Raw genomic sequence first — 23,018 nt, forward strand, 5'->3', positions numbered from 1 at the left:
CGCTGGGCGACAAAGCTGGTCCAGACCAATAGCGATGTCAAGGGTTCGAGCCGATGCTTCCGCGCCAACCCGCGCCGAGCCGATCGTGAACAGTGCGAAGTGGGGTGTTGCCGAGCGTCCGCGTGGATATGGTGCTCAGGCAGGAACTGCTTCTGGCAGGAACACTGCGGTGTCTGGGAGAGCACAGAGCGACCGGGGGGTTCACGCGTGCCGACCGCCATAGCCGTGACCGACCCCGACCTGGTGCTCGCCTCGCCCGACCGGCACACGCCGACCGCCGTCGTGCTGCCCCTGGGCGGAGCGAGGGACGCGAGTCCGCTGGACCGCGTGATCGGGGACGTACACACACTGATCGAGCAGCATGGATATGTGATCGTGCTGTGTCCGCAGTCCGTTCCTGACGCGGTCGTCCACCGGCTGTATGCCGTCCGGTCCGTGCTCGAAAGCGACCGGATCGCCATTCTGCGGCCGGAACTGCCACCGCTCGGAGTAGCCGTACTGGCGCTGCAACTACGCCAGTTGTCCATCTGCGACTTCAGCCCCGGAGTGCTCGCGTCCGCCGGACGGCTGCTCGCCCACTACGTCCACGCGGGCGCCCTCCTCGGCTCCGTCGCCAAGCTCGACCGCGTCCCCGTCACCCTCAAGGCGCACGCCAGATCGTGGTCGCCGGGCGCCCAGTTCGCGGTCGTGGCCTCGCCGCAACCGCAACTGCTGCGCGTCACCGGCTCCGAGACGCCGAGCGGCCCCTCCTTCGGCACGCGGATGTTCTACGCCGCCGGACAGCAGCCCACCGACTGGGTCACCGGCACCCTCGCCCCGGCGTGGCGGGTGACCAGCGCCACCGAGACACCGCTGCCCGCCGAGTCACCGCGCTGGTGGGCCACGGCCAAGGGCGGCGGCCCCGGCCGGATCGTCGAGTTCGCCGCGGCCATCCCCGACATCTCCGTCCTCTACCAGCTCGTGTCGTCCGTACGGCGCGAGGAGTGCCACTGGTGCGGACTCGAACTCATCGGTGACCGCTGCGGGTTCTGCTCCGCGCCCCTGGCCACCGGCGCCCCACCCGAGCGCGCGGGCGGCGGCCGGTCCGCACTGGCCCCCGCGGCCGGCTCGGGCCGGACCGCGCTGCCCCGCGCCGGCCACGATTGACCGCCACCGAAGCGAAAACCGCCCGTCGTCGCCTACCCACGAGGTTGCCCGGTCCATGAACTCACGTCAGCGCCGCGGCGTCATCCTGCTGGTCGTCTCGGCCTTGTGCGCCCTCGGCGCGTTCGCCGGGGTGCTGTCCGTGATCCGTGACGTGAACTCCAAGGTCGGGCCCGAGGTGGTCGCCTACCGCCTGAAACAGGACGTGGCGCCTTACAAGGAGCTGACGGACGACCAGTTCGAGAAGGTGGAGATGCCCGAGCGGTGGCTGTCGAGGACGGCCGTCACCCAGCTCCGCCAGATCCGCGGCAAGATCGCCGTCACCCGCCTGCGGAAGGGCTCCCTGCTCCAGACCGACATGATCGTGGCCCGGCCGCGACTGGAGGCGGGCCAGCAGGAGATCGCCATCATGATCGACGCGGAGACCGGCGTCGCGGGCAAGATCGACCCGGGCTCCAAGGTCAACATCTACGCCACCTTCAAGGCCGAGAACGACAAGCAGCGCGACCGCTCCCAGGTCATCGTCGAGAACGCCGAGGTCATCGACGTGGGCAAGCTGACCCCCATCGACGAGCAGGGCGCGGGCTCCTCCGGCAACAGTGCCGCCCGGCGCCGGGGCGAGGCCGTGCCGATCACCTTCGCCCTCGGCGCCGCCGACGCACAGCGCGTCGCGTACGCCGAATCGTTTGCCACGCACGTACGCCTCGCGCTCGTCGCTCCCGGTGACGACGGGAAGATCGCGCCCGGCGACCGGTCCTACACGCTGGACGAGGACAAGTGATGGCCATCCGAACCCCGGTGACGCAAGCCCCCGCGGCGATCGGGGAGCACGGCCCGGGGCGCACCCCCGCGGCCTGTGGCCCAGCGCCCCAGAAGGGAACGTGCCGATGACGACCCGCATCCTCCCCGCGGCCGGTGACCCGGAAGCGGCCCGCGCCCTGGTCACCCTCCTCTCCCAGCTCCCCGACACCGAACCCGCACCACCCGTCACCGACTCCACCGCGCTGCTCGACACCCTGGCCCGGCTCGCCGCCGAGTCCCTCGACGAGCTGCCCGAGGTCGTCCTCGTACACGAACGGATCGGTCCCGTACCGGCGCTGGACCTCATCCGCGACCTCGTCCTGCGCTTCCCGGCCGTCGGCGTCGTCCTCGCCACTGCCGACACCAGCCCCGCCCTGCTCACCGCCGCGATGGACAGCGGCGCCCGCGGCATCGTCGCGTTCCCGCTCGGCTACGACGCCCTCGCCGAACGCGTCCACGCCGCCGCCTCATGGTCCACCGGCATGCGCCGCCACCTCTCCGGATCCACCGGCGCCGAGCTGCTGCCCGCCGGCGGCGGTGGCCGCGTCGTGGCCGTGGCGGGCGCCAAGGGCGGCGTCGGCACCACCCTCGCCGCCGTCCAACTCGCCCTGGCGGCACGGGCGTCCGGCCGCACCGTCGCCCTTCTCGACCTCGATCTCCAGTCCGGCGACGTCGCCTCCTATCTCGACGTCCAGTTCCGCCGCTCCATCGCCGACCTCGCCGCGATCAATGACATCACCCCCCGCGTCCTCCAGGACGCCGTCTTCACCCACGAGACCGGCATCGACCTCCTCCTCGCCCCCGCCGACGGCGAACGCGGCGAGGAGGTCACCGACCGCGTCGCCCGCCAGGTCGTCCACGCCCTGCGCGCCCGCTACGAGGTCGTGGTCGTCGACTGCGGTACGCAGATGGGCGCGGCGAACGCGGCGGCGGTCGAACTCGCCGACCAGGCCGCCCTGCTGGTGACCCCGGACGTGGTGGCCGTACGCGCCGCCAAGCGCATGGTCAGGCTCTGGGACCGGCTCCAGATCCGCAAGGCCGAGGAGACCCTCACCGTCGTCAACCGGCATGCCCGCTCCGCCGAGATCCAGCCCGCCCTCGTCGAGAAGGTCACCGGCACGAAGACGGCACGTACCTCCGTCCCCGCCGCGTACAAGGAGCTCCAGGCCGCCGTCGACGCGGGCCGCATGCAGGACCTCGACAACCGCTCCACCGTCAAGCAGGCCCTGTGGGCACTGGCCGCCGAACTCGGCCTCGTCGCCGCGCCCGCCCCGGACACGGGTGGCCGCCGCTCCCGCCGCCGCGGCGACAAGGGTGCGGTCACCCTCGAATTCGCCGCCATGTTCCCGCTGGTCCTGGTCGTGATGGCACTGATGTGGCAATGCGTGCTGTACGGCTACACGTACTCCCTGGCCGGGAACGCCGCGGACGAGGCGGCGCGGGCCGCCACCTCCGCCGCCGCCGGGAGCGGGGACGCCGCCGGGGCCTGCCAAGCGGCGGGCGCCTCGCATCTGCCGTCCGCCTGGCAGGGCGCGACGATCGGGTGCGCGGACGACGGGGTGGTCATGAAGGCCACGGTCGAGGTCGATGTGCCGCTGTTCTTCCCCGGCGTCAATCCTGGCTGGTCGGTCAAGGGTGAGGCGGGGGCCGCGTCAGAGGTGGACCAGTGACGGCGCCCGGCCCACGGGGCTCCGCCCCGGACCCCGCTCCTCAATCGCCGGAGGGGCTGGAGAGGCCGGAGGGGCTGAAGCGCACGCGCCCGCGCTATGACGACCGCGGCGTCTCCATCCTGGAGTTCGCCGGGTTCCTCCCCTTCCTCCTGATCATCGGCATGGCCGCGATCCAGCTCGGCCTCGTCGGCTACGGCGCGAACCAGGCGGGCAGCGCCGCACGGGCGGCGGCCCGCGCCGAGTCCCTGCACCAGGGCACGGGCCAGGCGGCGGCGTCCGCGTCGGCGAGCGGCTGGCTGGACCCGGCGGCGTCCGTCGGCGGCGGCGGCAACATCACCGCCACCGTCACCGTCACCGTACCGGCGATCATCCCCCTCTTCGACGGCTGGGACCTGACCCGGCGCGCCACCATGCCGAACGACCAGCGCAGCGAAGGGAGTTGAGGAGAGCGTGAGCCTACGGTCCCGAGTCATCGCCACCACCGGAACCCCGGAGCGGACCGGTACGCCCCCGGACCGCGACGAGGGCCTGATCGCCGTCTACCGCGCCAAACTCCTCGAAGAGATCGACCTCGCCGAGATGTCCTCGCTCCAGGCCGCGGACCGCCGTGTCCGCCTGGAGCGCGTCCTCGGCCACATCATCAGCCGCGAGGGCCCGGTCCTCTCCTCGACCGAGCGGACCCAGCTCATCCGCCGCGTCGTCGACGAGGCGCTCGGCCTCGGCATCCTCGAACCACTCCTCGCCGACGCCTCCATCACCGAGATCATGGTGAACGGCCCGGACGCCATCTTCGTGGAGCGCGCGGGCCGCGTGGAACAACTTCCCATGCGCTTCGCCTCGGCCGAGCAGCTCATGCAGACCATCGAGCGCATCGTCTCCACGGTCAACCGGCGCGTCGACGAGTCCAACCCCATGGTCGACGCCCGCCTGCCCACCGGCGAACGCGTCAACGTGATCATCCCGCCGCTCGCCCTGACCGGCGCCACCCTGACCATCCGCCGCTTCCCGCGCGCGTACAGCCTCACCGAACTCCTCGAACTCGGCTCGCTCGACGAGCACATGCTGATGCTGCTCGCCGCCTTCGTACGGGCCCGCTTCAACGTCATCGTCAGCGGCGGCACCGGCTCCGGAAAGACGACCCTGCTCAACGCCCTCTCCGCGCTCATCCCCTCCCACGAGCGCATCATCACCATCGAGGACTCCGCGGAACTCCAGCTCCAGCAGGACCACGTGATCCGCCTGGAGTCACGGCCCGCCAACGTCGAGGGCAAGGGGCAGGTCACCATCCGCGACCTCGTCCGCAACAGCCTGCGCATGCGCCCCGACCGCATCATCGTCGGCGAGGTCCGCGGCGGCGAGACGCTCGACATGCTGCAAGCGATGTCGACGGGCCACGACGGCTCCCTCGCCACGGTCCACGCCAACACGGCCGAGGACGCCCTCACCCGCCTCCAGACGCTCGGCTCCATGTCGGAGGTCGACGTCCCCTTCGAGGCGCTGCGCGACCAGATCAACTCGGCGGTCGACGTCCTCGTCCAGCTCACCCGGCACGCCGACGGCTCCCGCCGGATCGCCGAGATCGCCCTGCTGGTCTCGCACGGCCGCGAACAGTTCACCATCGCGACGGTGACCCGCTTCGTCGCTCAGCCGTACGTGTCGGGCGCCACGGACGCGGAACGGCGCCGGGTCAACGGCTACTACGAGCACCTGCCGCTGCCGCGCCGCGTCGCGGACCGGCTGTACCTGGCGGGGGAGACGGTCCCGCCGGCGTTCGGGGTCGTCGAGTCCGTCGACGTACGCCACACGAGGGAGGCCACGGGATGAGCCCTACGCGCTCCTGCGGAAAGGGGCCGAGCACATGACGAACCCTGCCCTCATCGCTCTCGGAGCCACGGTCGTGACCTGCGCGCTCGCCGTGGCGGGCGTCCACGTCTACGCCTCCGGGCACGCCCAGCGCCAAGCCCTCGTCGACCGCCTGGACGGCTATCGGGTCGGGGGTCAGGACGGTGCGGCGGGCGGCCGGGCGCGCCGCTTCGGGGCGGTCGACCGCCGCCTGCGCCGCACCCGCCTGGGCCGCGCCGTCCACCTGCGCCTCTCCGCCACGGGCCTGGACCTCACGGCGGGCGAGTTCTCCGTCTACGTGGCCGCGGTCGTCGCGGGGCTGTGGCTGCTCGCGGCGACGACGCTGGCCCCGTTCTTCGGGCCGATCGCGGGGGCGGTGGTGATCTGGGCCGCGGTCATCTTCCTCAACTGGCAGCGCCAGAAGAGGATCGAGGCGTTCATCAACCAGCTCCCGGACGTCGCCCGCCTCCTCGCCAACGCGACCGCGGCCGGACTCGCCCTGCGCACCTCCCTGGCGATGGCGGCGGAGGAGCTGGAAGCCCCGGCGGGCGAGGAGCTGAGCCGGGTCGCCGACCAACTGGCCCTCGGCCGCTCGGTCGACGACGCCCTGGACGAACTCGCGGCCCGCCTGCCCTCCCGCGAACTCATCGTGCTCGTCACCACGCTGGTCCTGGCGAACAAGGCGGGCGGCACGGTCGTCTCCTCCCTGCGCAACCTCACCCAGACCCTGGAGGACAGGAAGGAGACCCGGCGCGAGATCCGCACGATGCTCTCCGAGGTGAACGCGACGGCGTTCACGGTCCCCCTCCTCGGCCTCGGCTCCCTCCTCCTGATCAACTCCTCGAACGAGGGCGCGCTGGCGAAGGTGACCGGCTCCCCCCTCGGCCAGACCCTCATCCTCATCTCCCTCGGCCTGTACGGGATCGGGTTCTTCGTGATCCGGCGCCTGGGAAAGATCGAGGTCTGAGCCATGTCGACAACGGTTGCGGGCCTGCTCCTCGCCCTGCTGGCGGGCGCGGCGGTCCTCGGCGTCCTCACCGGCGTCCGCATGTACCGCGCCGAGGCCAAGATCCCCAGCGACCTCGCCCTCGCCCTCGAAGTGGGCGCCACGCGCGTCTCCACGGCGGGCTCCGCGGTGGACCGCCTCGGCATGCGGTTCGCGCCGCTGGTGCTGCGCCTGATGGGCCCGCGCCGCGTGGACGCCAAACGCCGCAAGATCGACATGGCGGGCAACCCCGGCGGCCTCACCATCGACCGCTACGGCGCCCGCCGAGCCGTCTACGGCCTCTTCGGCATCGTCATGGGCCTGGTCTTCCTCACCAACGGCCGGCCGCTGCTCGCCCTGCTCACCCTCGCCTTCGGCGCGCTGGCGGCCGACGCCCTGATCTGGCAGGCGGTACGCGAACGCAAGGAGGTCATCGACCGCACCCTCCCCGACTTCCTCGACGTCCTCGCCGTCGTCGTCTCGGCGGGCCTCGGCTTCCGCCAGGCCCTGGACCGCGTCGCCGAGAAGTACGAGGGCCCCTGGGCCGACGAACTCCGCATCACCCTGCGCCAGATGGACATGGGCGTCCCGCGCCGCCAGGCCTTCGACGAACTGCGCCGCCGCAACGCCTCCGAGCAGGTCGCCCAGTTCGTCTCGGCGTTGCAGCAGGGCGAGGAGCTCGGCTCACCCATCGCGGACACCCTGATCCAGCTCGCCACCGACATGCGCCGCACCGACGCCCAGAACTCACGCCGCCGCGCCGCCAAGACGATCCCGAAGGCAACGATGGTGACCCTGGTCTTCATGCTCCCCGCCACCATGATCCTGATCGCGACGGGCATGTTCCTCGGCTCCGGAAGCAACTTCGGTTCGATTCTGGGCCGTTGACCCGTTCCTCCACCGCCGCCCAACTGGTTACAGTGTCAAGAAGCACTGCGCAGCAAACGTTGGCTAATGCGAACGCCGGGTCTCGTCCGCCCGGCGATCTCCTTCGAGGGGAGCGGACACGCGATGACGCCCCGGGCAACGCCCCGACAACTTCCGGTCAAGCCAGGCCACTTATCTGGCGAAACCGAGTGCGCAGGGTCGCACTTCGCGTACGTTGCGTGTGTTGTTCTGGTTGCCTTGGAGGGCGTGGCGGAAGGGGGTTCCCGTGATCAAGGACCGAGTGCTCGGAGCGTGGATGGCGTGGACGCGTGCGCTGGACGAGCGGGTGCGGGGGGCGCGGCGGGATGCGGGTGCCGGGTTCGTGGAGTATGCGGGGTTGATGATTCTGATCGCCGGGATCTTCGTGGCCATCGACAGTCTCGGCCTGGACGGGCTGATCTCCGGTGCGGTGCTCGACGCCATCACCAACGTCATCGGCGGCTGACGGCTCCCCGTCTGCGGAGCGACCGTGGATCGACGCTTCCGCTCTACATCTGGATGACGGCGATCCTGCTCTTCGCCGCGTTCGCGTTCTTCGCGTTCGCCCAGGCGGCCTCGGCGCGCAACGGAGCACAGTCCGCCGCCGACGCCGCCGCTCTGGCAGCGACGCAGTCCGCCCGGGACGAGCTGGTGGAAGGACTCGGTGAGGCGGTGGGGAACGACGAGGACTGGTTGGACCGGCTCACCGGTCAGGACCTGGAAGGGCCCGACGCCGCAGCAGCCGCCGAGGACCTGGCGGCGCAGAACGACGCCACGGTTGTCGAGGGCCCCACCGAGACAGAGGTCAACGGCTTCCCCGGCTACCTGGTGAAGATCGAGACCCAGTACACGGTGGGCGACACCGTCATTCCCGGCACGGAGTCCTACCACGCGACGGCCCGCGCCACCGCGGTGCTCGAACCCCGTTGCGACGTCCCCGCGGACGCCGATCCGAAGAAGCCCGTCGAACTCGACTGCGACGGACTCGACGTCACGATCGACCCCGAGGACTTCGATCCGCTGGATCTGCCGGATGCCTCCGACCTGTTCTCCGTCCACCTGGCCGACTGACGTAGCGAACGACGAGAAAGAGGGATGCCCCAGCCATGAAACTTCGGCGTACGACGACGAGCCGTCGGTCACTGACCCTGGCGGCGATCACGGCTGGGCTGGCTCTCACGGTCGCCGCGTGCGGCGGCGACGGAGGTGACGACGGCGACAAGGCGAAGGACTCCGCCACGCCGACGGCGTCCACGAGCAGGAGCGGGGGAGCGGAGCCCTCGGCGCCCGCGGCCTCCGCCGACAAGGTGCTGGCCGAGGTGAAGGGCGAAGGGGGCATCGCGCTGTCCGTCACCTCGGCGGACCGGGACACCGGCGGTTTCCTCACTGTCCAGGGCACGGTGACGAACGGCACCGGTAAAGCCTGGGTCCCGGTCAACTGGCGTGGCGACGAACGCGAGTTGATGGCCAACGGCGGCTCCATCGCGGGCGCCGCGCTCGTGGACGAGGCGGGCAAGAAGAAGTACCTCATCCTGCGCGACACGGAGGGGCGCTGCCTGTGCACCCGCTTCACAGGCGGTGTACGCAACGGCGAGACCGCCACCTGGTACGCCCAGTTCCCCGCCCCCCCAGAAGGCACGACCAAGCTCTCCTTCCAGGTCGGCGCGATGCCCCCCGCGCCGATCGAGATCTCCGAGGGCGAATGAGATGCCCCGACGACATCTGACGACCTCGGCGGCGCTCACCCTGACCACGTTCCTCCTGGCCACGGGCGTGGCGAGCGCGGACGACCCCAAGCCGTCCGCGCCGCCCGGCTCGACCACCAGCTCGCCGCCTCCCCAGGTGGACGCCAACAGCCCGGGCCTCAAGCTCGCCGACGGCGCCACGCTCGCGCCCGCCAAGGTGCTCGACATCAAATCGGTCGTGGAGGACCTGTCCGGCGACGAACGCCGCTCGGACACCAACGAGAACGTCACCTTCGCGCTCCAGGCCGAGGTCCTGTTCCCGAAGGACAGCGCCACACTCAACCCGGACGCCCGTTCCCGCATCCAGGCCATCGCGGACGAGATCAACACCCAGAAGGCCAGCGCGGTGCGGGTGTTCGGCTTCACGGACAACCTGGGCTCGTACGCCCACGGCCTGACGCTCTCCAAGAAGCGCGCGGAGACCGTCCACGACGAACTGACCACGGCGCTCGGCGCGAAGGGCGGGGAGATCACGTTCCAGGTCCGCGGCTACAGCGAGGACTACCCGATCGCGGACAACACCTCGGAACAGGGCCGCAAGAAGAACCGCCGCGTCGAAGTGTCCTTCCCCAAGACCGGCTGACCGGCACCGACGTGTCGACCCCTGCCGCTCGGCGGCGGACGAGCAGCTTGCCCGCGCCCGCGCCCTCAAGGCCTCGCCGCGTCGCTGCTCCGCGTCCCCGCCGGCCCCGTCAGGACGTGGGGCCGGGGTCTTTGCGTCGGTTCGCATGGAAGCGCGCCTTCTTCTGACGGTTGCCGCACGTGTTCATGTCGCACCATTTGCGGGTGCGGCTCTGGCTGGTGTCGAAGAAGGCGGCTCGGCAGGTCGGTGACGCGCACAGAGCCAGTTTTCCGTCTCGCTCGCCCGCGATGACGCTGACGGCGTCGGCGGCGATCACGCTGAGGGCGTCCTCCACACGGGAAGCCGAGCCGAGCTGCCACCGGCGCTCGCCCTCGGGCGTCAGGACGGCCGCGGCCCGCCCCTGGATGCTGAAGTCGTTGATGACCTGGACCGCCGCCGCGGGGAGCGCGTCCTGGACCGCGGCCGCTGTGGCGGCGGCGTGGATGGATTCCCGCAGTTCCCGGGCGAGTTCGAGCTGCGCGGGCGTGCAGGAATCCACGGCGAGGCCACTGACCGCCAGCCAGTCCATGAGCCGTTGCGGCGTCGGGATGCGTTCCACGGAGTCACCGTGCCGCTCCGACAGGGTCCCCGTGAAGCTGGTCGCCAGCACCTTGCCGAGGCGGAAGTCAGGGAACTCGGTTCGCATGGAACCACCTTAGCCGGTTGCGTGTGCCCTGGAGGACTGTTAGAACCGTCTTAGCCGGTTCGCGGCAGGTCGCGGTCGGTTCCACGACGGCCAGGAGGTCTCATGCACCGTCCGACCAGTGACGTAGAAGCACGTGACGTGGAAGCACCTGACGTGGAAGCGCGTGGCGTAGAAGCATTCGAAACCCGTGCCGCCGACGCCGACCTCGACGATCTGCGGGCCCGATTGGCCGCGGCGCGACTGCCGGAGGCCGAGACGGTCCAGGGCGCCGCGCCCGGCCCCCACCGATGGGAACAGGGCGTCCCGCTCGCCGACCTCGTCGACGTCGTGACCTACTGGCGCACCGAGTACGACTGGCTGGCCTTCGAGGAACGCCTCGACCGGATCGGCCAGTTCCGTACGACCATCGACGGCCTGGGCATTCACTTCCTGCACCGCCGCTCCGCGCGCGCGGACGCCACTCCGCTGATCCTGACGCACGGCTGGCCGGGCAGCGTCGCCGAGTTCGTCGATGTGGCCGAGGAGTTGGCGGACCCGAAGGACGCGGACGCGCCGGCGTTCCACGTGGTGATCCCGTCGCTGCCCGGTTTCGGTCACAGCGACAAACCGGCCACCACCGGGTGGGGCACCGAGAAGATCGCGGCCGCGTGGGTGGAGCTGATGGAGAGGCTCGGCTACAGCAGGTTCGTGGCCCACGGAGGCGACTGGGGCGGTGTGGTCACCACGCTCCTCGGCGGCAGGTTCCCGGAACAGGTGCTCGGCATCCACACGACGTTCGCGGAGTCACCGCCCGGCCTGACGACGGACGGGCTGACGACGGCCGAGCGCAGGTGGACGGAGGAGAACCGCCATTTCTGGCTGCATCGCGCGGCGTACGCCAAGCAGCAGGCGACCCGGCCGCAGACCATCGGCTACTCGCTCGTCGACTCACCGGTCGGACTCCTCGCCTGGACCCTCGACAAGTTCGCCGAGTGGTCGGACACCGAGGACAGCCCCTTCGAGACGATGTCCAGGGACCGGATCCTCGACAACGTCACCCTGTACTGGCTGACGCGGACCGGAGCGTCGGCGGCCCGCATCTACTACGAGAGCCACAATGCGCTCGACCCCGAACTCCGGGTCGACGTCCCGTCGGCGATCACCACCTACCCCCGCGACATCGAGAGGTGTCCCCGCGCCTGGGCGCGGGAGCGGTACCGGCAGATCGTCCGGTGGAGGACCCCCGCCTTCGGCGGGCATTTCCCGTCGCTGGAGGTCCCCGGGTATTTCGTCAGGGACCTGCGTGAGGGCGTCGCGGCGGTGCTCGCCGCCACCCGGTGAACCGGGGGGGCGGGCCGGGCGGAGGTCAGCCGTCCACGCGCACCGGCAGCGAATCCACCCCGTACACGATCGACAGCTTCCGGAAATCGAGTTCCGCGGTCGGTACCGCCAGCCTCAACCCCGGGAACCTGCGGACCAGTTGGGGGAAGGCCGCCCGTAGTTCCATCTTGCCGAGTTCCGCCCCTATGCAGCGGTGGATGCCGTACCCGAACGCCAGGTGCGAGGAGGTCGGGGGCCGTGCGGGCAGGAAGGCGTCCATGTCGTCGTCGGGCCCGCCGAGGCGCGGGTCCCGGTCCGCCGCGCTCAGCGAGACGATCACGATGTCGCCGCCGGATATGGGGACACCGCCGATCTTGGTGTCCTCCCGGGCGAACCGGGGGAACGCCGTCTGCACGACCGTGAGATGACGCAGGAGTTCGTCGACGAAGGGCGCCGCCACCGTCACCGGGTCCTCCGCGTCGCGCAGCGCGTCGAAGTGCTCACGGTCCTGGAGCATGATCAGCGTGCCGAGGGCGATCATGCTGGCGGTGGTCTCCAGACCACCGGTCAGGACGCCGTCGGCCAGCCCCGTCAGCTCCTCGTCGGTGATGTTGTCGCCGTGCTCGCGCACCAGCATGCCGAGCAGCCCCTCGCCGGGGTGGCGCCGCTGCTCGGCGACGACACCGCGCAAGTAGTCCAGGGACTGCGAGACCGCGCCGAACGAGGCTCCCGCCCCGCCCAGCACGTCGAAACGGGCGACCGAGAACTGCTGGAAGGCGTCGCGTTCCTCGTAGGGGACGCCCAGCAGCTCGCAGATGACCAGGGCCGGTACCGGCATCGCGAAGTGCTCCACGAAGTCGGCGGTGCCGTCCGGCGACTCCTGCGCCGCCTTCTCCAGGTGGGCGAGCTGCTCCTCGACGATGGCGTGGATGCGGGGCGTGAGGCGCGAGAGCCGGCGCATCGTGAACTCGGGGGTCAGCAGCCGCCGCAGCCGGGTGTGGTCCGGCGGGTCGCAGAAACCGAGACCGCCCGGGTTCTGGTCGGCCCCGGCACCGCCCACGCCGACCAGATGGCGGAAGTCGTTGCTGAACGCCTTGGCGTCGCCGAGGACTTCCTTCGCCTCGTCGTACCCCGACACCAGCCAGACCGTCATGCCGGGGATCGGCAGCCGGCTGACCGGTTCACGGTCGCGCAGCGCGCCGATCTCGGCCACCGGGTCCAGGCCCTCACGGCGCAGCGGCAGCAGCGCGGCGTCGGGCAGCTTCGCCAGTACGGACAGGTCGAGGCCCCCCTTCTTGCGGAGCCGGGAGAAGTAGAGGCGGGTCAGCCAGGTCGCTATCACGGAACGTACGGACATGTGCTCGCATCTCTGCGGTGGGACGGACGGGCCTACGGGTACGTGGGGTGCCGTGGTTCTGACGGTTCGCGGGGGTCCGCCAAGGGTACGTGCGTTCACCGGGTCCCGCGGAAGAGGGGCTGGCACCCGACTTCGCCCTGGGGCCATCCCCCTGCCGCCCCCGCGCCCCCCTGCGATCATGGCGTCATGAGCAAGGAGAACCCCGCACCGTACCGACGCCCCGCCGGCGACCATGCCGGACGCTCCTTCGACGCACTCGTCGCGGAGGCCGTCGCGGCGCCCACCGAGGGCTGGGACTTCTCCTGGTTCGAGGGCCGGGCCACCGAGGAACGCCCGTCGTGGGGGTACGCCCGCGCCATGGGGGAGCGCCTGGCCCGCGCCGAGGCCGCCCTCGACCTCCAGACCGGCGGCGGCGAGGTCCTGGACCGGGCGCCCGTCCTGCCGCCGCTGACCGCCGCGACCGAGGGCTGGCCGCCGAACGTCGAGAAGGCGACCCGGCGACTGAGCCCCCGGGGCGTGGTCGTCGTCGCCTCCCCCGAGGACGCCCCGCTGCCCTTCGCCGACGCCACCTTCGACCTGGTCACCAGCCGCCACCCGGTCAAGGCGCCCTTCGCCGAGATCGCCCGCGTGCTGCGCCCCGGCGGCACGTACTTCGCCCAACACGTGGGCCCGAGCAGCGTGTTCGAGGTCGTCGAGTACTTCCTCGGCCCGCAGCCGGAGAAGGTCCGCCGGGCCAGGGACCCGTACACGGAGAAGGCGGCGGCCGAGGCGGCGGGTCTTGAGGTCGTGGACCTACGGGCGGAGCGCCTTCGCATCGAGTTCCACGACATCGGTGCGGTCGTCCACTTCCTGCGCAAGGTCGTCTGGATGGTCCCGGGTTTCACGGTCGAGGCCTACCGGCCCCAACTCCTCGCGTTGCACGGGCAGATCGAGAAGGACGGCCCCTTCGTGGCGCACAGCACCCGTCACCTGATCGAGGCCCGCAACCCGAACTAGCCGGTAACCGATTCCGCATCGTTATCGAGACGCCCTCGATCGACACGAAAACCTCACGTAAGTTCATACCAACGGCAATTCGCGCGAGCAAAGCTGTGTGCCGGTGCCGCGCGGTGGAGGGGGCCGCGCGGCGCCGGGCGCGAGCGCACGCGACCCGAACGCGCCATATCCGCGCCGCTGCCCCACCCGGCCGTACGCGCGTCAACCCCGTGCGCCACCCGGGAGAGGGATGCCGAGGCCTTGGCGGCGCCCGGTGAGGACGAGGGTGCGGATCACTGTGAGGCCGCTGTGCAGAGGCCTGAAACGGCCGCCCGACCGTCGCCGCCCGACTCCGGAGAGTAATGGTGACACGCCGATGCGCGCGCCGGCACTTACGAAGGGTTATGGTGGAAACCCCCCCTCGGGCCGGTCCGTATCCCCCCCCCACGGACCGGCCCGTTTTTTCTGCCCCGACGCGGGCCCGCCGCCCCGCGGCGCCACGAGCCCGCTCAGGAGCCCGCGGCGCCCCGCGGGATCAGCTCCGGCCGGCCCAGATGTTCGTGCCGGGGGTGGAGACGGCGAAGGAGTCGATTTCGGTCAGCTCCTCGTCGGTCAGCTTCGGCCCCGCGAGCGCCGCCACGTTCTCCTCCAACTGCTTCACGCTGGAGGCGCCGATCAGCGCCGACGTCATCCGCTCGTCGCGCAGCACCCAGTTCAGCGCGAGCTGGGCGAGGGACTGACCCCGGCGCCGCGCGATGTCGTTCAGGCCGTTCAGCCGCCGCAGGACCTCGTCGCTCAGCAGATCCGGGTCCAGCGACTTGCCCTGCGTGGCCCGCGAGCCCTCCGGGATGCCCTTCAGGTACTTGCCGGTGAGCAGGCCCTGCGCGAGCGGCACGAAGGAGATGCAGCCCATGCCGGCCGCCTCCAGGGTGTCGAGGAGGTTGTCGTCCTCGGTCCAGCGGTTGATCATCGAGTAGGACGGCTGGTGGATGAGGGCGGGCACGCCCATCTCCTTGAGCAGCCGCGCGGCCTCGGCCGTCTGCTCGCTGGTGTAGGAGGAGACGCCGACGTACAGCGCCTTGCCCTGCTGGACCGCGGAGGCGAGCGCTCCCATCGTCTCCTCGAGCGGCGTCTCCGGGTCGAAACGGTGCGAGTAGAAGATGTCGACGTAATCGACACCCATCCGCTTCAGGGACGCGTCCAGCGACGACAGCAGGTACTTGCGGCTGCCCCACTCGCCGTACGGGCCGGGGTGCATGAGGTAACCGGCCTTGGTCGAGATGACCAACTCGTCCCGGTACGGGGCGAAATCCTGCGCGAAGATCTTGCCGAAGTTCAGCTCGGCCGAGCCCGCCGGCGGCCCGTAGTTGTTCGCCAGGTCGAAGTGGGTGACGCCGAGGTCGAAGGCGCGGCGCAGGATCGCGCGCTGCGAGTCGAGGGTGCGGTCGTCGCCGAAGTTGTGCCACAGGCCCAGCGAGATCGCGGGCAGCTTCAGGCCGCTGCGGCCCGTGCGCCGGTACTCCATGGACTCGTACCGGTCGCCGGCAGCGACGTAAGGAGAAGTGTCGTTCATGGAGAGGAAACTACGTCAGTGCGCTGAACTCCCCCAGCGGGCACCCGGCAGAAGGGGTGCTGTCACAAGGGTAGGCTTTCGCCCTCGGGGACTGCCGTCTGCACGGAGGGGCTGAGAAAAACCGTGAACCTGCGCGACAGGCTGCGACGCCTGCTGGTCGGGCTGTACGCACGCCGGGTGGAGGGCCACCTGGACCACGCCCAGGTGCCCAAGCACATCGGGGTCATCATGGATGGCAACCGACGCTGGGCGAAGGCCGCCGGATCCACCGCCGCCCAGGGCCACCAGGCGGGCGCGGCCAAGATCGAGGAGTTCCTCGGCTGGTGCAGCGAGACCGACGTCGAGGTCGTCACCCTGTGGCTGCTGTCGACGGACAACTTCGACCGGCCCCAGGAGGAGCTGGTCCCGCTGCTCGCCATCATCGAGGGCGTCGTCCGCTCGCTCGCCACCGACGGCCGCTGGCGCGTGCACCACGTCGGCGCCACCGACATCCTCCCCTCCGGCATGCAGACGGCCCTCAAGGAGGCCGAGGAGGCCACCGCCGACCGACCCGGAATACTGGTCAACGTCGCCATCGGGTACGGCGGTCGCCAGGAGATCGCCGACGCCGTCCGCTCCATGCTCCTCGACGCCGCCGAGAAGGGCGGCACCCTGGAGCAGGTCGCCGACGACGTCACCATCGACCTCATCGGACAGCACCTCTACACCAGCGCCCAGCCCGACCCCGACCTCGTCATCCGCACCAGCGGCGAGCAGCGCCTGTCCGGGTTCATGCTGTGGCAGACGGCCCACTCCGAGTACTACTTCTGCGACGTGTTCTGGCCCGCGTTCCGCAAGGTCGACTTCCTGCGCGCGATGCGTGACTACGCCGCCAGGCACCGCCGCTTCGGCGGCTGACCCCGCGTCACGACCCCCGCCTCACGGGGCAGGGTTCTAAAGGGGTCATCAGGAGTTAACGTACGCGCCGCCCTATGCCGTGGCATGGCTGCGCGTGTTCGAGGGAATAAGCCTTCCAGGTCGGTGTCCGAACCACGGACGCCGGTTCTCAGCGGACGGCACGGGGCCGTCCGCCCGGGAGGCCCTTTGCACCAGGTGGACCGTGCGCAGGTGGGCACGGACGACGACTTGGAGGGCCGGCTATCGGCCCGCGCTCAGGGGCCGACGACCGGCAGTTCTCGCCCGCCCTTCCGGCCCTGCTTTCCCTCCGTCGCTCCCCGACCTCTTCCGAGGGGGTACGTCCTTCCGTGGTGACCAGCAACAAGCGCCACAAGCCAGACCGGCGCACCTATGTTCTCGACACCAGCGTCCTGCTGGCCGATCCGAACGCCATGACCCGTTTCGACGAGCACGAAGTGGTGCTGCCGGTCGTCGTGGTCACGGAGTTGGAGGCCAAACGGCACCATCCGGAGCTCGGGTACTTCGCCCGGCAGGCGCTGCGCCTGCTCGACGACTACCGGATCCGCTTCGGACGTCTGGACGCCCCGATCCCCACCGGGGAACTGGGCGGCACGCTCCGCGTCGAGCTCAACCACTCCGACCCCAGCGTCCTGCCTTCGGGCTACCGCCTCGGGGACAACGATTCCCGCATCCTCGCGGTCGCCCGCAACCTTCAGGCCGAGGGGTTCGACGTCACGGTCGTCTCGAAGGACCTGCCGCTCAGGATCAAGGCGTCCTCGGTCGGTCTCCTCGCCGAGGAGTACCGCGCGGAACTCGCCATCACGGAGTCCGGCTGGACCGGGATGTCCGAACTGACCCTGCCCGCCGAGCAGGTCGACCTGCTGTTCGAGGAGGACAGCCTCTACGTACCCGAAGCCGCGGACCTTCCCGTCCACACCGGATTGACGATCCACTCCGGGCGGGGCAAGGCGCTCGGCCGCGTCACCCCCGAGGGCAACGTCCGGCTGGTGCGCGGCGACCGGGAGGCGTTCGGCCTCAAGGGGCGCAGCGCGGAGCAGCGGATCGCGCTCGACCTGCTCCTCGACCCGGACATCGGCATCGTCTCGATGGGCGGCCGGGCCGGTACCGGCAAGTCGGCGCTCGCCCTCTGCGCGGGCCTGGAAGCCGTGTTGGAGCGGCGCCAGCACAAGAAGGTGATGGTCTTCCGGCCGCTGTACGCGGTCGGCGGGCAGGAGCTCGGCTATCTGCCGGGCTCCGAGGCCGAGAAGATGGGGCCGTGGGCGCAGGCCGTCTTCGACACCCTCTCGGCGGTCACCTCGCGCGAGGTCATCGAGGAGGTCACGTCGCGCGGCATGCTGGAGGTGCTGCCGCTCACGCACATCCGCGGACGGTCGCTGCACGACGCGTTCGTGATCGTGGACGAGGCCCAATCCCTGGAGCGGAACGTCCTGTTGACCGTTCTGTCCCGGATCGGGGCGAACTCGCGTGTCGTCCTCACCCATGACGTCGCCCAGCGCGACAACCTCAGGGTGGGCCGCTACGACGGTGTCGTCGCGGTCGTCGAGAAGCTGAAGGGGCATCCGCTGTTCGCGCACGTCACGCTCACGCGCTCGGAGCGGTCGCAGATCGCGGCCCTGGTGACCGAAATGCTGGAGGACACCCAGATCTAGGGTAGTTGGCCCCACTTGGCGCCGTCCGGAGAAGCCAGAGAGCTTATCCGGGCGGCGTCTTGGCGCGTGTGCGTTTCCGTGAAACCCGTGGGGCAAACGGCGTGTGACCTTTCACACGCGGCACAGAATTGCCACGCGACGTACGGATACGGCAGAGTCTCGGTTCCGTCAGGCCCCGCATACGACACTCGCGTACCCCCAGCGGTACAGCTCCACCGCAGCCCCGGCTGCATCTGAACTTCATAGTGAACGTCGTATGCCGCCCGAGCACCACGCGGCGCTCCCCGAGCGGGAGTTGTCCACCGGGCCCGCGCCTCCCGTGACCCGTCAGTTGGGAGGCCAGTGTCAGGGGCACGATTGCGTCCGCGAGGGTCACACTCCAGCGGGCGATGCTGGAAGGAAACCGTGTGAGCCGGATCTCGGTCCGGGGATTCGCAGTGGCCTCGGCCACCGCGGTCACCACTGTCGGCGCCGTCGTGGGTGTTGCCTCGGGCAGCACCGCTCAGCCCTCGAACGAGGCAGAGGCCACGGCAGGCGGCGCGACCCTCCTCGCGGACATACCGGCGGGTCAGCAGGCGCAGGTGCAGACCGCGTCCCTGACTCAGCAGGCGCAGACCCAGGCCATCGCGGCGGACAACGCGGCGCAGAAGACGGCGGAGGAAGCGGCCCGTAAGCAGGCCGCCGAGGACGCCATCGCCAAGCAGAAGGACGCGCAGGCCGCCAAGGAGAGGGCTGAGAAGGCCGAGAAGGAGGCGAAGGAGCGCGAGGAGGCCAAGAAGGTCGCCAGCCGTTCCGCCACCCGCGACGCCACCACCTTCTCGGTGCAGTCGTCGTACTCCGTCGGCCAGATCCAGGCGATGGCACGGCAGATGGTGCCGAGCGGCCAGTTCCAGTGCTTCAGCAACATCGTGAATCACGAGTCGAGCTGGAACTACCGGGCGACCAACGCCTCCTCCGGTGCCTACGGTCTCTTCCAGGCCCTCCCCGCCGGCAAGTACGCCTCGGCGGGCGCCGACTGGCAGACCAACCCGGCCACCCAGATCAAGTGGGGCCTCAACTACATGGACTCGCGCTACGGCAGCCCGTGCGAGGCATGGTCGTTCTGGCAGGCCAACCACTGGTACTGAGCAGCGCACGGCTCAACCTCGCGGAGCCCCTCACCGTCTTGTGGTGAGGGGCTCCTGCCGTGCCCCGATGTACCGTCTAGTCCACAGGCTCCGGGGGAGTGGTGAGAGCGCGCGGGGGAAAAGGACAGATCATGGAGCGTGTGCCAGGCTGGCTCGGCAGAGTCGGCGCGGGAATCAGCAAGGTGGGCGAGCGCTTGGACGAGCGACGCGCCGAGGCGCGGTCCGAGGACGAGGACGCCGACGAGTCGTCGTACGAGCAGGTGCCGCCGCCGCCCGCCTACGCGCCGGCCGTGGCGCCGAGGCCCGAGCCGGCCGCGGCCGTGCCGTGGGGGCTGCGGGTCGCCGCGGAGGCGGCCTGGCGCCTCCTCGTGCTCGCCGGCACCCTCTGGATCCTGATGAAGGTCATCAGCTCGGTGCAACTGGTGGTGTTCGCGTTCGTCGCGGCGCTGCTGATCACCGCGCTGCTCCAGCCGACGGTGGCCCGGCTGCGCCGGCACGGGGTGCCCAGGGGCCTCGCGACGGCCCTCACCGCCATCCTCGGCTTCGTCATCATGGGGCTCGTCGGCTGGTTCGTGGTCTGGCAGGTCCAGGAGAACATCGACACACTCTCCGACCAGGTCCAGGACGGCATCGACGAGTTGCGCAAGTGGCTCCTCAACAGCCCGTTCCATGTGACCGAGGACCAGATCAACGACACCGCGAAGTCGTTGCGCGAGGCGATCGGCGCGAACACCGACGAGATCACCTCGGCGGGCCTCGAAGGCGTCACCGTCATCGTCGAGGCGATGACCGGCATCCTGCTCGCGATGTTCTCGACGCTCTTCCTGCTCTACGACGGCAAGCGCATCTGGGAGTGGACGCTCAAGCTGTTCCCGGCGCAGGCGCGTCCGGGGATCGCGGGGGCCGGGCCGCGGGCCTGGCGCACGCTGACCGCGTACGTCCGCGGGACGGTGATAGTGGCGCTGATCGACGCCATCTTCATCGGTCTCGGCATCTTCTTCCTCGGTGTGCCGATGGCCGTGCCGCTGGCCGTCTTCATCTTCCTGTTCGCGTTCATCCCGCTGGTGGGCGCCGTCGTCTCCGGCGCGCTCGCGGTGGTCGTGGCGCTGGTGACCCAGGGTGTCTTCACCGCGGTGATGGTGCTGGCGGTCGTTCTCGCCGTCCAGCAGATCGAGGGACACATCCTCCAGCCGTTCATCCTCGGCCGCGCGGTGCGGGTGCATCCGCTGGCCGTGGTGCTGTCCGTCGCCGCCGGCGGGATGGTCTCCGGGATCGGGGGAGCGGTGGTGGCGGTGCCGCTGGTCGCCGTGACCAACACGGTCGTCGCGTATCTGCGGACGTGGTCCCAGGAGGCTGCGATCCGGCAGGCCCCCGCCCCGCACGGCGCGACGGCGGTCGATCTCGCCCCGACGAAAAGCCCCGCGGACTCAAGCCACGCCGACTCAAGCCCCGCGGACTCAAGCCCCTCCGGTCATTGAGGAGCGGGGCCCGGGGCGGAGCCCCGGGCATGAGTGAGGGGGGCCGGATGCATTCCGGCCCCCCTCACTCATGAGCCAGGGCTAAGCGAGCGCAGCCTCCGCGTCGAGCGTGACCGCGACCGCCTGGATCACCGAGGCGATCTTGAAGGCTTCCTGGACGACCTCGCGGGAGACGTCGGCCTTGCGGAGCACCTGCTCGTGCGAGTCGAGGCACATGCCGCAGCCGTTGATCGCGGAGACCGCGAACGACCACAGCTCGAAGTCGACCTTGTCGACGCCCGGGTTGCCGATGACGTTCATCCGCAGGCCCGCGCGCATCGTTCCGTACTCGGAGTCCGAGAGCAGGTGACGCGTGCGGTAGAAGACGTTGTTCATCGCCATGATGGCGGCGGCCGACTTGGCGGCCGTGTACGCCTCGGGCGACAGGTTCGCCTTCGCCTCGGGCTCCAGCTCGCGCAGGACGCGCGGGGAGCGGGAGGCGATGGCGCAGGCCAGGACCGTGCCCCAGAGCTGCTGCGGCGGGAGGTCCGAGTTGCCGATGACCGAGCCCAGGTTGAGCTTCAGGTCCTTGGCGTAGTCCGGTACGGCGGACTTCAGTTCGTCGAGTGCCATGTCAGAGACCTTCCGTTCACTCGCCCGAGAGCAGCGCGACCGGGTCCAGGGTCTCGTCGCCCTTGCTCCAGTTGCACGGGCACAGCTCGTCCGTCTGGAGCGCGTCGAGGACCCGCAGGACCTCCTTGGGGTTACGGCCCACGGAACCGGCGGTCACCATCGTGAACTGGATCTCGTTGTTCTGGTCGACGATGAAGACGGCGCGCTGCGCGAAGCCGTCCTCGCCCTCGATGCCGAGGGCACGCATGAGCTCGTGCTTGGAGTCGGCCAGCATCGGGAAGGGCAGGTCGGTCAGGTCCGGGTGGTCCTTGCGCCAGGCGTGGTGCACGAACTCGGAGTCACCGGAGAAGCCGAGGATCTGGGCGTCACGGTCGGCGAACTCGTCGTTCAGCTTGCCGAACGCGGCGATCTCGGTCGGGCACACGAAGGTGAAGTCCTTGGGCCACGCGAAGACGATCTTCCACTTGCCCTCGTACGTCTTGTGGTTGATCTGCTCGAACTCCTTGCCCTTCTCCAGGGAGACACAGGCAGTCAGGTCGAACTCGGGGAACTTGTCACCGACAGTGAGCACGCGCACTCCTTGCAGCTTGGAACATCCCTTTTGGGGACGTTTCCATGGGTTGGACTGCTGAAGATCGTGGCACAGAGTGCATTGATTACGGAAATAGCTAGACTCGGTCGTGTTGATCGGAGGTGGCTATCAGTGGCCGTACAGAACGGAACGCCCGCGGGATCGCGGAAGAGGCTCCCGAGCCTGGCGCAGCTTCGGGCGTTCACCGCGGTCGCGGAGCACCTGCACTTCCGGGACGCGGCGGCCGCGATAGGGATGAGCCAGCCCGCCCTGTCCGGCGCGGTGTCCGCTCTGGAGGAGACGCTCGGCGTGACCCTCCTTGAGCGTACGACGAGAAAAGTGCTGCTCTCACCGGCCGGGGAGCGGCTGGCCGTGCGCGCCAGGGCCGTGCTCGACCAGGTCGGCGCCCTCATGGAGGAGGCCGAGGCGGTGCGGGCCCCGTTCACGGGCGTCCTGCGGCTCGGGGTGATCCCGACCGTCGCGCCCTATCTGCTGCCGACCGTGCTGCGGCTCGTCCACGAGACGTACCCGGAGCTCGACCTCCAGGTCCACGAGGAGCAGACGTCCTCCCTGATCGAGGGGCTGACGGCCGGGCGGCTCGACCTGCTGCTGCTCGCCGTGCCGCTCGGCGTGCCGGGCGTCACCGAACTCCCCCTCTTCGACGAGGACTTCGTGCTCGTCACCCCGCTCGACCACTGGCTCGGCGGGCGGGAGGGCATCCCGCGCGAGGCGCTGCGCGAACTGAAGCTGCTGCTGCTCGACGAGGGCCACTGCCTGCGCGACCAGGCCTTGGACATCTGCCGGGAGGCGGGCCGCGATGACGCGCCCGTCACCACGACCGCCGCCGGTCTGTCCACGCTCGTCCAACTCGTCGCGGGCGGACTGGGCGTGACGCTCCTGCCCCGCACGGCCGTCGCCGTCGAGACCAGCCGCAGCAGCCAGTTGCTCACCGGCTACTTCGCCGAGCCGGCACCCACGCGCCGCGTCGCTCTCGCGATGCGCGCGGGGGCCGCCCGCGCGGCGGAGTACGAGGAACTGGCGGGGGCCCTGCGCACCGCCCTGTCCGCGCTGCCCGTCCGGGTGACCGAGGGCTGATCCG

Annotated in this window: 23 protein-coding genes; 18 read left to right on the top strand and 5 right to left on the bottom strand. The window is 70.4% G+C overall.

What is annotated here, in order from left to right; genetic code table 11:
* Window positions 1-207 precede the first annotated feature (207 nt).
* The 11 genes from ACIRF8_RS22245 to ACIRF8_RS22295 all read left to right on the top strand — a co-directional run bounded on the left by ACIRF8_RS22245 (window position 208) and on the right by ACIRF8_RS22295 (window position 9,675).
* Window positions 208-1,146: a hypothetical protein gene (locus ACIRF8_RS22245; protein ID WP_404217161.1), complete on the top strand. Its 939-nt coding sequence runs from the start codon at window positions 208-210 to the stop codon at window positions 1,144-1,146.
* Window positions 1,147-1,201: 55 nt separating this feature from the next.
* Window positions 1,202-1,924: a Flp pilus assembly protein CpaB gene (cpaB, locus tag ACIRF8_RS22250; protein ID WP_404217162.1), complete on the top strand. Its 723-nt coding sequence runs from the start codon at window positions 1,202-1,204 to the stop codon at window positions 1,922-1,924.
* A 106-nt stretch (window positions 1,925-2,030) separates the two neighbouring features.
* Window positions 2,031-3,614, top strand: coding sequence for a CpaE family protein (locus ACIRF8_RS22255; RefSeq protein WP_404217163.1), 1,584 nt, complete (start codon window positions 2,031-2,033; stop codon window positions 3,612-3,614).
* A complete protein-coding gene (locus tag ACIRF8_RS22260; protein WP_404217164.1) occupies window positions 3,611-4,057 on the top strand; it encodes a TadE/TadG family type IV pilus assembly protein in 447 nt (148 codons plus the stop codon). The genes ACIRF8_RS22255 and ACIRF8_RS22260 overlap by 4 nt, the downstream gene beginning before the upstream one ends.
* 7 nt (window positions 4,058-4,064) lie before the next feature.
* On the top strand, window positions 4,065-5,438 hold the full coding sequence (locus tag ACIRF8_RS22265; RefSeq protein WP_404217165.1) for a CpaF family protein: 1,374 nt from the start codon (window positions 4,065-4,067) through the stop codon (window positions 5,436-5,438).
* Window positions 5,439-5,472: 34 nt separating this feature from the next.
* Window positions 5,473-6,423: a type II secretion system F family protein gene (locus tag ACIRF8_RS22270; RefSeq protein WP_404217166.1), complete on the top strand. Its 951-nt coding sequence runs from the start codon at window positions 5,473-5,475 to the stop codon at window positions 6,421-6,423.
* A 3-nt stretch (window positions 6,424-6,426) separates the two neighbouring features.
* Complete coding sequence (locus ACIRF8_RS22275) at window positions 6,427-7,329, top strand: DUF5936 domain-containing protein (RefSeq protein ID WP_404217167.1); 903 nt, start codon at window positions 6,427-6,429, stop codon at window positions 7,327-7,329.
* 295 nt (window positions 7,330-7,624) lie between these two features.
* Window positions 7,625-7,813, top strand: coding sequence for a hypothetical protein (locus ACIRF8_RS22280; protein ID WP_404217523.1), 189 nt, complete (start codon window positions 7,625-7,627; stop codon window positions 7,811-7,813).
* An 11-nt stretch (window positions 7,814-7,824) separates the two neighbouring features.
* Entirely contained in the window at window positions 7,825-8,418 is a 594-nt protein-coding gene (locus tag ACIRF8_RS22285; protein WP_404217524.1) for a pilus assembly protein TadG-related protein, read from the top strand.
* Window positions 8,419-8,453: 35 nt separating this feature from the next.
* The gene (locus tag ACIRF8_RS22290; protein ID WP_404217168.1) at window positions 8,454-9,053 is read left to right on the top strand and encodes a hypothetical protein; all 600 of its coding nucleotides are present in this window, start codon (window positions 8,454-8,456) and stop codon (window positions 9,051-9,053) included.
* Between the two features lies 1 nt (window position 9,054).
* Entirely contained in the window at window positions 9,055-9,675 is a 621-nt protein-coding gene (locus ACIRF8_RS22295) for an OmpA family protein (RefSeq protein WP_404217169.1), read from the top strand.
* Window positions 9,676-9,784: 109 nt separating this feature from the next.
* Here the strand turns inward: ACIRF8_RS22295 and ACIRF8_RS22300 are convergent, their stop codons facing one another.
* The gene (locus ACIRF8_RS22300; protein ID WP_404217170.1) at window positions 9,785-10,360 is read right to left on the bottom strand and encodes a CGNR zinc finger domain-containing protein; all 576 of its coding nucleotides are present in this window, start codon (window positions 10,358-10,360) and stop codon (window positions 9,785-9,787) included.
* A 102-nt stretch (window positions 10,361-10,462) separates the two neighbouring features.
* Here ACIRF8_RS22300 and ACIRF8_RS22305 point away from each other — a divergent pair, with 102 nt between their 5' ends.
* Window positions 10,463-11,680 (top strand): epoxide hydrolase, encoded by a 1,218-nt coding sequence (locus ACIRF8_RS22305; RefSeq protein ID WP_404217171.1) that lies wholly within the window; start codon window positions 10,463-10,465, stop codon window positions 11,678-11,680.
* Between the two features lie 25 nt (window positions 11,681-11,705).
* Here ACIRF8_RS22305 and ACIRF8_RS22310 read toward each other — a convergent pair whose 3' ends face one another.
* Window positions 11,706-13,016: a cytochrome P450 gene (locus tag ACIRF8_RS22310; RefSeq protein ID WP_404217172.1), complete on the bottom strand. Its 1,311-nt coding sequence runs from the start codon at window positions 13,014-13,016 to the stop codon at window positions 11,706-11,708.
* Window positions 13,017-13,202: 186 nt separating this feature from the next.
* Between ACIRF8_RS22310 and ACIRF8_RS22315 the strand changes: the two genes are divergently transcribed.
* Entirely contained in the window at window positions 13,203-14,012 is an 810-nt protein-coding gene (locus tag ACIRF8_RS22315; protein ID WP_404217173.1) for a class I SAM-dependent methyltransferase, read from the top strand.
* Window positions 14,013-14,526: 514 nt separating this feature from the next.
* Here ACIRF8_RS22315 and mgrA read toward each other — a convergent pair.
* Window positions 14,527-15,564, bottom strand: a complete 1,038-nt coding sequence (gene mgrA, locus ACIRF8_RS22320; protein ID WP_404217175.1) for an L-glyceraldehyde 3-phosphate reductase — start codon at window positions 15,562-15,564, stop codon at window positions 14,527-14,529.
* A 123-nt stretch (window positions 15,565-15,687) separates the two neighbouring features.
* Between mgrA and ACIRF8_RS22325 the strand changes: the two genes are divergently transcribed.
* From ACIRF8_RS22325 to ACIRF8_RS22340, 4 genes are all read left to right on the top strand, one after another.
* On the top strand, window positions 15,688-16,461 hold the full coding sequence (locus ACIRF8_RS22325; RefSeq protein WP_404217176.1) for an isoprenyl transferase: 774 nt from the start codon (window positions 15,688-15,690) through the stop codon (window positions 16,459-16,461).
* Window positions 16,462-16,808: 347 nt separating this feature from the next.
* A complete protein-coding gene (locus ACIRF8_RS22330) occupies window positions 16,809-18,131 on the top strand; it encodes a PhoH family protein (protein ID WP_404217178.1) in 1,323 nt (440 codons plus the stop codon).
* A 407-nt stretch (window positions 18,132-18,538) separates the two neighbouring features.
* Entirely contained in the window at window positions 18,539-19,258 is a 720-nt protein-coding gene (locus tag ACIRF8_RS22335; RefSeq protein ID WP_404217179.1) for a lytic transglycosylase domain-containing protein, read from the top strand.
* 131 nt (window positions 19,259-19,389) lie between these two features.
* Window positions 19,390-20,736 (top strand): AI-2E family transporter, encoded by a 1,347-nt coding sequence (locus ACIRF8_RS22340; protein ID WP_404217181.1) that lies wholly within the window; start codon window positions 19,390-19,392, stop codon window positions 20,734-20,736.
* A gap of 81 nt (window positions 20,737-20,817) precedes the next feature.
* On the opposite strand, the gene ACIRF8_RS22345 is transcribed toward ACIRF8_RS22340, so the two are convergent.
* Complete coding sequence (locus ACIRF8_RS22345) at window positions 20,818-21,348, bottom strand: alkyl hydroperoxide reductase (RefSeq protein WP_404217182.1); 531 nt, start codon at window positions 21,346-21,348, stop codon at window positions 20,818-20,820.
* A gap of 16 nt (window positions 21,349-21,364) precedes the next feature.
* Entirely contained in the window at window positions 21,365-21,919 is a 555-nt protein-coding gene (locus ACIRF8_RS22350; protein WP_404217183.1) for a peroxiredoxin, read from the bottom strand.
* 132 nt (window positions 21,920-22,051) lie between these two features.
* Here ACIRF8_RS22350 and ACIRF8_RS22355 point away from each other — a divergent pair, with 132 nt between their 5' ends.
* A complete protein-coding gene (locus ACIRF8_RS22355; protein ID WP_404217184.1) occupies window positions 22,052-23,014 on the top strand; it encodes a LysR substrate-binding domain-containing protein in 963 nt (320 codons plus the stop codon).
* The last annotated feature ends 4 nt before the right edge of the window (window positions 23,015-23,018 follow it).

It is taken from the genome of Streptomyces sp. NPDC102406 (assembly GCF_044765725.1).
Lineage (GTDB): Bacteria > Actinomycetota > Actinomycetes > Streptomycetales > Streptomycetaceae > Streptomyces.